The sequence below is a fragment of the Clostridium sp. FS41 genome, from assembly GCF_000954015.1.
GTDB lineage: Bacteria > Bacillota > Clostridia > Lachnospirales > Lachnospiraceae > Enterocloster > Enterocloster citroniae.
Window position 1 is genome coordinate 55,631 of the sequence record NZ_JYHN01000062.1, and the last position, 11,683, is coordinate 67,313.

The 11,683-nt window shown below is 53.1% G+C and carries 9 protein-coding genes and 1 pseudogene; 3 read left to right on the forward strand and 7 right to left on the reverse strand.

The features are described from left to right. Positions 1-71 precede the first annotated feature (71 nt). The 3 genes and pseudogenes from CLFS41_RS16880 to CLFS41_RS16890 all read left to right on the forward strand — a co-directional run bounded on the left by CLFS41_RS16880 (position 72) and on the right by CLFS41_RS16890 (position 4,092). Positions 72-1,061, forward strand: coding sequence for a LacI family DNA-binding transcriptional regulator (locus CLFS41_RS16880; RefSeq protein ID WP_045092949.1), 990 nt, complete (start codon positions 72-74; stop codon positions 1,059-1,061). A gap of 181 nt (positions 1,062-1,242) precedes the next feature. Beyond that, positions 1,243-2,642 (forward strand): annotated as a pseudogene (locus CLFS41_RS31195) (PTS transporter subunit EIIC). A gap of 31 nt (positions 2,643-2,673) precedes the next feature. Next, positions 2,674-4,092 carry a glycoside hydrolase family 32 protein gene (locus tag CLFS41_RS16890; protein ID WP_045092950.1) on the forward strand — a complete coding sequence of 473 codons (1,419 nt, stop codon included), beginning with the start codon at positions 2,674-2,676 and terminating at the stop codon, positions 4,090-4,092. Here the strand turns inward: CLFS41_RS16890 and CLFS41_RS16895 are convergent. From CLFS41_RS16895 to CLFS41_RS16925, 7 genes are all read right to left on the reverse strand, one after another. Beyond that, positions 4,085-4,759 (reverse strand): FadR/GntR family transcriptional regulator, encoded by a 675-nt coding sequence (locus CLFS41_RS16895; protein WP_045093058.1) that lies wholly within the window; start codon positions 4,757-4,759, stop codon positions 4,085-4,087. The genes CLFS41_RS16890 and CLFS41_RS16895 overlap by 8 nt on opposite strands. 102 nt (positions 4,760-4,861) lie before the next feature. Then, positions 4,862-5,941: an L-threonylcarbamoyladenylate synthase gene (locus tag CLFS41_RS16900; RefSeq protein WP_007861584.1), complete on the reverse strand. Its 1,080-nt coding sequence runs from the start codon at positions 5,939-5,941 to the stop codon at positions 4,862-4,864. Positions 5,942-6,031: 90 nt separating this feature from the next. Then, on the reverse strand, positions 6,032-6,661 hold the full coding sequence (locus tag CLFS41_RS16905; protein WP_007861585.1) for a bifunctional 4-hydroxy-2-oxoglutarate aldolase/2-dehydro-3-deoxy-phosphogluconate aldolase: 630 nt from the start codon (positions 6,659-6,661) through the stop codon (positions 6,032-6,034). Positions 6,662-6,787: 126 nt separating this feature from the next. Beyond that, the gene (locus tag CLFS41_RS16910) at positions 6,788-7,759 is read right to left on the reverse strand and encodes a sugar kinase (RefSeq protein WP_045092951.1); all 972 of its coding nucleotides are present in this window, start codon (positions 7,757-7,759) and stop codon (positions 6,788-6,790) included. Positions 7,760-7,807: 48 nt separating this feature from the next. Beyond that, a complete protein-coding gene (locus CLFS41_RS16915; protein ID WP_045092952.1) occupies positions 7,808-9,421 on the reverse strand; it encodes an amidohydrolase family protein in 1,614 nt (537 codons plus the stop codon). 34 nt (positions 9,422-9,455) lie between these two features. After that, complete coding sequence (locus CLFS41_RS16920) at positions 9,456-10,088, reverse strand: helix-turn-helix transcriptional regulator (RefSeq protein ID WP_007861589.1); 633 nt, start codon at positions 10,086-10,088, stop codon at positions 9,456-9,458. Positions 10,089-10,110: 22 nt separating this feature from the next. After that, entirely contained in the window at positions 10,111-11,616 is a 1,506-nt protein-coding gene (locus tag CLFS41_RS16925; protein ID WP_007861591.1) for a sodium:solute symporter family protein, read from the reverse strand. Between the last annotated feature and the right edge of the window lie 67 nt (positions 11,617-11,683).

Sequence of the window (11,683 nt, forward strand, 5' to 3'; positions counted from 1 at the left end):
TCTCGCCTGCCGCCATCCAGTATGCTGGCAGCATATTCCGCGATTCAGGCGTGCAACAGGAGGAATCATCCATGGTAACCATCAATGATGTGGCAAAACTGGCCGGTGTGTCCAGAGGTACTGTGTCCAATGTCATCAACCATGTCAAGGTCAGACCCGAATACCAGGAAAAGGTGGAACAGGCCATAAAGGACCTGGGGTATGTCCCCAACGCCTATGCCAGGAGCCTTAAATCCAACAGGACCCATACCGTGGCTCTCATTCTGCCCACCGTTTGGTTTCCTTTTTTTTCCAAACTAACCAATGATATGGAACAGGAGCTGCGCCGCCGGGGCTACAAACTTCTGCTGTGCAATTCACAGAATGACTATCATCTGGAGCTGGAGTATGTTTCTATGGCAAAGGAAAACAAAGTGGATGGGATCCTGTCCATTACTTACAGCGATATTGCCCCCTATGTGGCGGATGCCAATATACCCATGGTGGCCATTGAACGCTATTTTAATGCCCACATTCCCTTTGTGAGCACCGACAATTTCCAGGGCGGCGTGATGGCTGCCCAGAAGCTCCTGGAACTGGGCTGCCGGCGGTTGGCTTTCATCGGCCGGCTTTCAGATAAAAACGGGGTCACCAAGCTGCGCCGGGATGGATTTGTAAGCTATTGCCAGGAAAATGACATCCCCTTTATAGAGTTATATTCGGAATCTGATTCCCAGGAATTCATTCTGGAGATCGACCGCTTTGTGGAGCAGGAATTTAAAAACAACACTCTATGGGACGGTGTGTTTACCGCGGCGGACCGGTATGCGGAATATATGATCGATTCCCTCCGTTCCCACAGCTGTCCGGCCGTGCCCGGCCATACCCTGCAGATCATTGGATTTGACGGTACCAAAAGTCACGCTAATGACCGGATCCGGATCTCCTCCATGCGCCAGCCTGTGGAAGACATAGCCGCCTATGCGGTGGACACCCTTTGCAGGCAGATCGCAGGCGAGGAAGTTGAATATTACAAACTGTTTCCCGTGACATTTATCCAGGGTAAGACCACTCGTATTTAGAGCGGTCTTATTTTTTTAATTTATCTCTTGACAACTTGGAACGTTCCATGTATACTAAAATCAAGAAAACTTGGAACGTTCCAAGTTGCGCGCAATTAAACAATATGAAGCACCCCAACAATCATAAACCATCTGGAACCACTCAACAAAAAGGAGGATCTTACGTATGGATTACAGGAAAATGGCTTCCCAGCTTCTTCCCCTGATCGGAGGAAAGGAAAATGTATCCAAGGCTACCCACTGCGTTACACGTCTTCGCCTGATTCTGGCAGACAATACAAAGTATGACAAAAAGGCCCTGGAAGAACTGGACGGGGTAAAAGGGGTTTTCTTTAACAGCGGACAGCTGCAGATCATCTACGGGACTAAGACCGTGGACGCGGTCTATGAAGAATTCCTCATCATGACCGGATTGGGTGAGTCCACGGTGGCGGAGGTTAAAAAGGAGGGCACCGAGGATTTAAAGCCCCTTCAGAAAGCATTTAAAATCTTCAGTGATATCTTTGTTCCCATCATTCCGGCATTTGTGGGAGCAGCCATGATCGTGGGCATAAAATCCCTGCTTACAACAGCGGGTTTATTCGGACTGGAGGGTTCTCTGGCAGACCAGAGCAAACTGGTCGCGGACTTTGCCGCATGCCTGAACATCATTGCCGCAACCTTCACCTTCCTTCCGGTGCTGATCACCTATTCCGCAGTGAAGCGCTTTGGAGGCAACCCCATTCTGGGAATTGTACTTGGCTGTATCATGATCCATCCGGGGTTGATGGATGCCAACGCGGTTGCCGCGGGCGCTGTTCCCCAGTACTGGAGCCTTCTGGGCATACAGACTCCCATTGTTGGTTTCCAGGGCGGCGTATTCTCCGCCATTCTTGTCTCCTGGTTCCTTGCCAGGACGGAAAAGGTGCTGCAAAAGCATGTTCCCCAGGTGGTTTCCTTTATCGTGGTGCCATCCGTTACCCTTCTGATCTCAGGCCTTGCACTGTTCCTGGTATTCGGCCCCTGGGCAATCTCATCGGACACGGACTGGGGATCGTCACAGATTTTCTTTATAACCGCTGCGGTATTGTGGGTGCATTTGCATTTGCCGCCCTGCTCCAGCCTCTGGTCGTTACCGGAACCCATCATGCCATCCAAGGCATTGAGGCCAGCCTGGTGGCCAACACCGGGTTTAACTACATACAGCCCCTGTGGTCCGTATCCATCATAGCACAGGGCGGGGCTTGCATCGGCATGTACCTGCTGGCTAAAAAGCGCTCCAAAGACCGCGAGATCGCCATGTCCTCCTTTTTCCCAACCCTGTTTGGAGTGTCGGAGCCGGCAATCTTTGCAGTCAACATTAAGGACTCCATGATTCCCTTTATCTGCGCCATCACCGGCGCTGGAATCGGAGGCGCTGTGATGAAACTTCTGGACGTGAAAGCGATCGGCTTTGCCCTGACCGGACTTCCGGGGCTGACCATTGTCTACCCGCCTGTGCTGGCAGGATATATCATAGGAAACCTGGCTGCATTTGCACTCCCCATTGTCTTTATCCTGGTGTGTGCAAAAGCCGGAAAGCTGGGAAATAAACAGCCGTAACCGGCGGATCAAACAGAAAGGCGGAACAATCATGGAACTGAAGAACTTTGACAAATATACGGCCATATCCAGGGAACACATCCCATATCTGCGTGACCTGGCCGCAGCAGTTTCCCAAAGCCCTTACCGGCCCGTGGTCCATATCTGCCCTCCCTGCGGCCTGTTAAATGACCCCAATGGCCTGTGCTGGTATGAAGGCTGGTACCACGTGTTCTACCAGTGGTACCCCTTTGGGGCAAGCCACGGAATGAAGCACTGGGCCCATGTGAAATCCAGGGATCTGTCTGCCTGGGAATGGTGTGATGAGATCCTGATCCCCTCACAGCCCTATGAAAAAAACGGATGCTATTCCGGAAATGCCTTTGTCAGCCCTGAGGACGGAAACTGTTACCTGTTCTATACTGCAAACTATAAAACAGAAAAAGGCCGGATCCCTAAACAGGCCGCCGCCATTATGAAACCTGACGGAACCATCTCAAAGTGCAGTAGAAATCCATTGATCGATGGCGCTCCGTCAGGCATGGGCGGTGACATCCGCGACCCCTTTGTATTTGAACAAAACGGCCGTTACTATATGATGCTGGGAGCCACGGACCAAAAAGGGAAAGGACAGCTGATCCTGTACTCAGGATCCACGCTTCTGGAGTGGGATTATCTGGGGATTGTTCGGATTACAGAAAAGGGAAAGGAACTGAACCTTGGAACCATGGTGGAATGCCCCGGATTTATAAAGGCTGATGGATATGATGTGCTGATGATCTCACTGATCGGCCTTCCCCCCCAGGGAGACAGGTATCTCAATCAGTTTACTTCCCTTGCCCTTACAGGCAGACTGGATCTGGAACACATGGAATTTCGTGCAGAGCGCACTCAGGAGACGGACTGTGGTTTTGATTTCTATGCGCCCCAGCCGTTTTATGGAAAGGATAAAACGCCCATGGTATTTGGCTGGTTGGGGTGCGGGGAGCAGAAGCTTCCCGAGGACAGATACCACTGGCGCCATGGCCTGACCCTGCCCCGCTTATTGCAGGTCAGACAGGGGCAGCTGTATACTCCTCCCTGCCCTGAAGTCCTGCCCGCATTTGGCACTCCCATCCAGGTCCCGCCCCACCCAACTCCCTATTCAAACCCAAAAATTCCGGTGTGCCTTAACTGGTCGTTTGAAGATGACGGCCTTCCCCATGTCCTGCAAGTGGGAAGCAGTGAGGATTTCTGGTCCCTCACAGTGGACATGGCCCAGCGCAGCATCACCTGGGACCGAAGCAGTCTGAAGATCCCGGTAGACCCGGCTTACGGTTCCCTGCGCCGGTGCACCTTTGCTCCCTGCAGCCCCATGGAACTCCTGATCTGCCTGGACAACACCTTTGTGGAAATCTACACAAATAACGGCGAGCGCGTCCTAAGCGGCAGGACCTACGAAGCCGGATCAGACGAAATCCCTGCTATTTGACCTCATCCTTATACCGGATATCATTAAACATCAGATGAAAATACATGGCCTGCTGGGCGTCCACGGGCCGGCGGTCACGGATGGCTTCAAATATCCTCCGGTGGGCTTCCCTGGTATTTTCATACTCTGTTTCCCGGACAGAACCTGCAAACACCTGGACTCCGTCCGTGATCACGGGAACCAGGTTGGTCATGACCAGATTATGGCTGCAGCCCGCGATCATGGCATGGAACTGGGAATCCTTTTCTGAATAATCTTCCCGTTTTTCCATGCACTCCTCCAATTCAAGCAGCACAGCTTCCAGGGCAAGAACATCCTCCGGAGTGGCATTCTGGGCAGCCAGGGCAGCTATGGGCGGCTCCAGCATGACACGGATCTGGATCAGGTCCTCGGTCAGCTTTCTTCTGTCCTCAATCATGGAAAATCCCAGGGGGTCATCCGCGACCCCATTCTTATCTGATATAAAGGTGCCGGAACCCTGGCGTATGGTGACAATATTCCTGGACATCAGGACGCGCAGGGCCTCCCGCACCGTATTCCGTCCCACTCCCAGAAGTTCCACCAGCTCCGCTTCCGTGGGCAGCTTATCTCCGGCCGTATAGCCTTTTTCCTGTATCATTCCCAGAAGTTTCTGGGCAGCGATCTCTCCCAGGGTCTGTTTTTCCATCTTGTCCTCCTTATGCTTTCCATTCACCTGATACCGGCCCTTAAGTTTCGATCCGGACATCTAAATTCCGAATCCGGCCCCTAATTTTCCTCCCAGGCCCACCTATACCCGCACGATCCTGTACCCCGCCGCTTTGGAAAGGCGGTTCATGATCGCCTGGCCCAGGTGGTCCTCCGTAAAGCTTTCGGAAAATATGAAATCCACCTTTAAATCGTCAAATTCCCTGAGAACCGCATACAGGTTATGGGCCACAGACGCCTGGCTCCTTCTGGCTCCAATGCTTCTGACCAGTCCGCGGGGGTATTCCGATGCTGATTCATCCGTACAGATAATGCCCACGCGAAAGCCAAGGGAACATTTTTCTTCCGCCAGCTTCCTGACCGTTTCCACCATACGCATCACCTGGTCCTGATCCATGGCCATGCCCTCCGGCTCCACCAGCGTAAGATCCGCCTTGGGCGCATAGTGCTTATATTTCATGCCCGGAGCCTTGGGGCGCACCCCCGGCGACATGGGGCCCAGGATAGCCGGGTCAATGGTTACCTCTCCCAGCACTTCCCTGAGCATCTCCATGGTGATGGCGCCCGGGCGCAGTACAGCAGGCACCGGTGACGACACATCCACGATAGTGGACTCCACCCCGATCCCCACAGGCCCGCCGTCAATGATCATTTCAATCCGCCCGTTCATGTCCTGCCACACATGATCCGCCGTGGTGGGGCTGGGACGCCCTGATGTATTTGCGCTGGGAGCTGCTATGGGAACCCCGGCCAGGGCTATGAGCCGGTTGGCGATGGGGTCATCGGGCATTCGCACAGCCACGGTATCCAGACCTCCCGTTGTTCCATAGGGAACCTTGCTGCTCTTTGGAAAGATCATGGTAAGAGGGCCGGGCCAGAATGCTTCCATCAGCCTCCTTCCCGCTTCAGGGATCTCCTTTACCAGGGGTTCCAGTTCCTCTGCACACGAAATATGGGCGATCAATGGATTGTCACATGGCCGCCCCTTTGCAGCATAGATCTTCTTTGCAGCGTCCTCATCCAGGGCATTGCCCCCCAGTCCATACACGGTCTCCGTGGGAAATGCCACAAGGCCGCCCTCCCGAAGGACCTGCGCCGCCGCTGACAGTTCCTCATCTTTTATATTCTCTCTATCCTTGATTATGATCCGTTTTGTCTCCATCACTTACCTCAGTATCCCATCTGTCTCTTTTTAGGCACAAAAACGCCGGTGCTCAATTTATTTTAGCACCGGCAGCTTTGAATGTAAAGTTCAGACATCAGAACCATTCACACGTCTTACGATCTCCCCAACATATTGGGATGCCTGTTCCCACTGGTTATTCTTCACGTACTCTTTTGGCATCAGGTTGCTTCCGATCCCCACTCCTATGAACCCATTGTTTAGAAAGCATTCAATATTGTCCGCGGTCACGCCCCCAACAGCCACATACTCCGTGCCGTCAAACGGCCCCTTCAGGCTCTTGATATAGGAGGACGGCATATCCCCTGCGGGAAACAGCTTCATAATAGGGTATCCATATTCCAGGCACACGGCCACATCCGTTGGGGTGAGTACCCCCGGCAAAAGCGGGATATCGTACTTGCGGCAGAATTCCATGGTTCCCACCGTGGCGGAGGGCGTAAGGAAGAACTGGGCCCCTGCCTCCCATGCCATTCGGCAGCGCTCCGGCGTTGTCACTGTGCCGGCTCCCACATAGACCTGACCGCCGAACCGCTCTCTCATAATCTCGATCTGGCGGACTGCGCTGTCTGAATTCATGGCCACCTCAAACATGCGGACGCCTCCGCGGTACACTGCCTCCGCGTAATCCAGCGTTTTTTCCAAGGGTATGTTCCTCATAATCGCACAGATCTTATTATGTTCCAATATTTTCTTCATCTCCTGCTCCTTTCCCTGCAGCCCCCTGCCCTCAGTGGACAAGGGGACACACGGTTTTGCCCTTGTCCACTGAGGGTATGAATATTTTATGTTTCTATCCAAAAGACATTCCGCTGCCGGTCCGTCTTACCTGTAGACCATGGTGTTCCCCTTGACCGCCGCCTCCATCTGTTCCTGGGAGGGATACCCTTCCGTATCCCCATAGGTCTCAGTGGCAAGGGCCCCTGCCACGGCTCCCATACTGCCGCATTCCCTTATATCGTTTCCTTCCAGAATACCGCACAGGAATGCGGCATTAAACGCATCTCCGGCTCCCACCGGGTCAACACAGCTGCATGGAAAGGCCGGGATCCGGATCAGGCCATCGCGGTCCCTCCGGGTGTTCTCAAGACTTCCCACATACGCTCCCTTTGCTCCGTCCTTTACAGCCACATATTCAGCCAGCCCCTTGTCAAACAGATGATCCATGATCTCTGACGGTTCTGCGGTGCCAAGGAGCGCCTGGGCCTCATCCGCACCCAGAAGCACGATCTGTGCTTTCATCATCATATCCCGGAGCATTGGCACAAAGTCCTTATCGCCCCACAGCTTCCTGCGGATATTGGGGTCAAAACTGATCATCTGTCCATGCTTTACAGCCAGGTCCATGGCTGCCTCCACCATCTCCCGGCAGTTTGTTCCAAGGACCGGGGTGATCCCCGTGAGATGAAGGATCCTGGCACTGGACAGATATGATTCATCCAGCAGATCCGGGCCCATGAAACTAGCTGCGGAATGTTCCCTGTAATAAAACACAGAGGTTTCTGAAGCATTTCTCACCTGCTTAAACATGATACCGGTTCTGTGTTCCGGGTCAAATACCACTCTGCTGGTATCCACACCCTCCGCCCTTATGCTGTTTCTCACAAACTCACCGAACTCATCTTTTCCAAGACTGCTGACCCAGCCCGCGCTGTGCCCCAGTTTGCAGACGCCGATGGCCAGGTTGCTCTCCGCGCCGGCGATCCGCATCCGGTAATTGCTGACATACCGCAAAAATCCCGTGGACTCAGGCGTAAATGCAGCCATGGTCTCGCCAATTGTAATAATCTCCGGCATATGTCTCTCCTTGTCTGATAATATAAAGATTCCCATCTCATATGGATGTTACCCCCTGGTGATACGAAGGTTCCTTCCGCAAAATTCTCCCAGGGGCTTTCCATCCCGCAGCACCACGTTTCCATTTACCATGCACACCGCCAGCCCCTCCGCCATCCTGGCCGGCTGGAAGAAGGTGGCATTGTCGCGGAAATGCTCCGGGTCAAACACATTGATATCAGCAAAGCAGCCTTCCTCCAGGCGGCCTCTTCCCTCAAGCTTCATCCGCCTCGCAGGCATGGAGGTCATTTTCATCACCGCCTCCTCCATGGTGTAGATCCCCCGCTCCCTCACGTATTCCCTGATGATCTTTGGAAATGCTCCATACATCCTGGGATGGGGCGTGTTGGTATCCGCGTAAATGGAATCCGATATAACTACAGAATAGGGCAGCTTTGCCACTGTGTCAATATCTTCCTGGCACATACTCATATTAATAATGGCCGTTCTTCCGTCCTCATCATGCATCAGGTATGCCGCGCAGTCCGCCGGATCCTCAAATCCAAAGTCCCGGGCCGCCTCCGTCACTGTTTTGCCGAGAAATTTTTCATTGTGCTTCCTTACCACTCCGGATATCAGGATCCTGTCCCACCCCAAGGTAATGGCAAAATTATCCCAGTCATCATAGGGCACGCTGCAGGCATCCCTGAACTCCCTTATGCCCTCCGGCGTTCCCATGCGCTTTAAGGCATTTCCCATGTCTCCCTTTACATACACCGGGGGAACCATGGTGGTCAGGGCTGTGGATCCTCCCTCGTAGGGATAAAAGTCGCAGGTCACATCCTGTCCCGCTGCCCTGGCTTCCTCTATGAGAGCAATAGCCCTGTGGATCTCCCTCTTCCAGTTGGCCATGCCGCAGGATTTAAAATGGCTGATCTCCACCGCGCATCCGGCCTTTTTCCCAATCTCTATGATCTCCCTGACACTGTCCACCATGCTGTCGCCCTCTCCGCGGATATGGGCGGTGACAACACCTCCATAGCGCCCAACGGGTTCCAGCAGCCCGGCAAACTCATCCGCTGTACTGTAACACTCAGGCAGGTACATAATACCCACGGATACACCGGCCGCCCCCTCTTTCATGGCGTCCTCCACCAATGCCCTGGCCGCCTCCATCTCCTCCCGGGTATAGGGGGTGTCTGCAAACCCCTTGACCGTTATCTTCACCGCACCGGTGCCGATCATGGAGGCAAAGTTGACAGGAAGCTTTATGTGATCCAGGGCTTCCATGTAATCATGGTAGGTGTGTATCCGGTTATCTGTAATAGGCCCCAGCACAGGCTCGTCAAACTCGTACATCTCCCTGGCCCGGTCGGGGTCAGAGCTGGCAGGCGTCATGGAAATGCCGCAGTTTCCCACCACGGTGGTTGTGATTCCCTGGGACAGGAGCACATCCCCAAACTCCCTGCTGTTAAACGGTTTTGCATCACAGTGCCTGTGTATATCAATGAACCCTGGAGTTACCGCCATGCCCTTTGCATCGATCACCTGGTCCGCACGCTCTTCCTCCATATGGGGTCCTATTTTCCTTATCCTGTCATTCTCTATATATAAATCTGTCCTGGCCGGTGTATTTCCCAGTCCGTCATATACCAGCCCGTCTTTGATCAAAACAGATCCCATTCTCTGTTTCCCCGCTTTCTTTTGCCCCTTTTGGCTATTGGGGCTCGTTCAGATAATTGTAAACAGTAAAACGGGAGATACCAAGGAAGTCCGCAACCTTCTCAGCCGACTTCTTAATAAGGAAGGCGCCTTTCTCATCCAGATAGCGGACCACCGCTACCTTGTCCTCCTTTGTCAGCATGGACAGCTGCTTTCCGGTACTCTGCACTGCATCCTGCATCATCAGATCCAGCAGCTCGTCCACATTGCTGGTAAATACCTCCTTGGTGTTGGTCTCAGCCCCATGGCCGCTGAGGGCCCTCATGGCTGCTTCCCCTATCAAAAGGCCTGTAATATCGAGGTTGATGCAAAGGCTTCCCTCCACCCTGCCGTCCTCGCCCCTGAAATACTTGCTGGAGGTACGCAGAGTCCTTCCGTCCTTGGTATAGTTGATATAACCATACTGGTCCTCAGGCATGGCTGTGCCCCGCAGGATTTCCAGACCTGCATTGGTTCCTCCCCCGCCGATCTCCCGCCCTGTCACATGGCCGTTGTAGATTGCCACAATGGTCTGGTCATACGGCAGAGTAAGGTCGTGAAGCACCACCTCGCAGTTAGGTCCGAACTGACAGGATATACACCTTGCAATACTGTCAAGCACCTCAAAATTATCTTTTACAAACCCCATGAATCGGTCTCCCTTCAAGCCCTTATTTTTCAGCTCCTCTTGATTCAAATACAAGAGCAAGTCTTTCTTCTTCGGACATTTCTTCTTTCTTTGTGCACAAAGAGACAATCACTTCCGCTGCCAGGGCAACTAAGGTTGCAGGAATAGCAGGTCCTGTGAAAATACCTGCCACCGCACTGGAAAATGCAGGTACCGCCAGATACAGGACACCGAATACGGTCCCGACTCCCACTGATGCCAGTCCGCCCTGCCAGGTGGAGCGTTTCCAGCACGCGCCCAGAAGCATGGCGATGGATACGCCGGGAATAATGGAGCCGATCACATTGCTGATATAACTCATAACATCCTTGGCAAACAGCGTTGCAAAAAAGGCTAACAGCAGGGTGGCCACGGTTGCGATTCTGGACCACCGGCCCACCTTTTCATCATCCAGCTGCTTTCCGGTTATGATGGGATAAATGTCCTGGATCAGGATCGTAACCCCGGCAATGGCATCGGAGTCACCGGATGACATGGTTGCAGAAAGTCCGGAAATCATGAACATCAGGCCCAGCATGGGTCCCAGCACCACGGTAGCGATATAAGTAAATGCAAAGTCCGGCTTTTCAAGCACTGCCTGGGCTCCTGTATTGGTTGCGATTGTAAATGCCGCCATACCAATAATAGCAGGAAGCAGTGAGAAAATCAACAGCAGCCAGCCGGAAAGGCTCAATGCCCGAATGGCGGTCTTATCATCCTTGGCCGTATAGATACGCATACGGTAAGTGGGTGTTCCCAGACAGGGGATGGCAATGGAAAACATCAGTGAGAACAGCGCCATGGCTCCCATGGAGTCGATTCCATAAAAGCTTAAATTCCCTGCCTTTCCCGCAGCTGTAATGGTGTCCGTGATAGTCCCCCAGCCGCCCGCCATGGGAATGGAAATAGCCGTGATCGCTATGAACCCGAAAACCAGTATGGTCAGCTGTATCAGATCCGTCCACACCACGGCCAGATAACCGCCGATGATAACATAGATTCCAAATGCCAGCACGGCCACCATCTTGGAGGTGGTCAGGTCCATTCCGGTTACATAGCTCAGGTAAGTGGCGCCGCCGTTGATATGGTTGCCAAGCCATACCACCTCAATAATGTACATCATAAAGCTCATGACAGCCTTTACCATCCTGTTTCCATTGTAATGGAACTGAGCCTCCTCCGCCATGGTCATCAGGTTCTTGGCCCTGAGCTTGGACTTCTTGGCCACCAGTACCAATGCCAGGATGCCCAGGGCAGCGCCCATCCCATAGGCGGAACCGCCAAAACCGTTCTTAAATCCGTTGGCCGTTGCGCCAATGGACGAACCTGTTCCGATCAGGGTCGCGCCCATGGTTGCAAAGATCAGGTACATGGGCATCTTGCCTCCGCCTGTGAGGTAATCCTTTCCTTTGGATTTGCCTCTGCTGCAGATAATGCCTACCACGATCATTAAAAGCACATACAGCATGAATCCAACAATAAAAAATGTAGCATGGGTCTTTGTTAACATACTCTTCCTCCTTAAGTTAAATGATGAGTAACATCCAGTGCCTGAAGGCACCTAAAACATTGTTGAA